The 580-nt window shown below is 72.9% G+C and carries 1 protein-coding gene; it reads right to left on the reverse strand.

Annotation, left to right across the window (positions count from 1 at the left end; translation table 11 throughout):
• Window positions 1–580: peptidoglycan-binding domain-containing protein (locus AC4FQ5_RS19980; RefSeq protein WP_491146419.1), on the reverse strand; the 580-nt coding region annotated here is incomplete at both ends.

The following is a 580-nucleotide window of genomic DNA, read 5'->3' on the forward strand; positions in this document are numbered from 1 at the left end:
GCCGTCCACGACGAGGGTGCGTTCGCCGGCGACGAGGTCGTCCGGGAGCTGCTCGACAGCGGCGGAGGAGAGCCCGGTCGTGAGCGTCGCGAGCGGTTCGCCGGACACGGCCGACGAGCCGGTTCCGACGGTGCACTCGTCGATCGTGACGGTCGGCGCGGGAATCCAGAGGACCCGCGCGACCTCGACGGCCTGGACGTCGGCGACGTCGTCCTCACCGATGGATCGGAACCGTCGCTCGAGGGCGTCGAGCGTCTCGCGCCCGACGACGCCATCGACCGTGACCGGTTCGCCGAGGCGAGCGAGTTCGCCCTGCAGCGCGGAGACGTCGTCGCCTCGATCGTCCATGCCGAGGTCGCGCCACAGGGGCACGCGGGTCGCGAGGGTCAACGCCGGGCGGCCGTCGAGCGCGAGCAGGCTCTCCCCGGACGCGGCGGTACCGCCCGGAGCGCACGGGAACGACGTGATGCGACCGTCTCCCGGCGACGTGAGCGCGGTCCCGACGCCGCGGGTGAAACCCACCGTGACGGATCGCCGGTCGTCGAACGTCTGACTCGTGACCGGGACGTCCTCGATCGCG

This window comes from Chryseobacterium sp. DT-167, assembly GCF_058310155.1.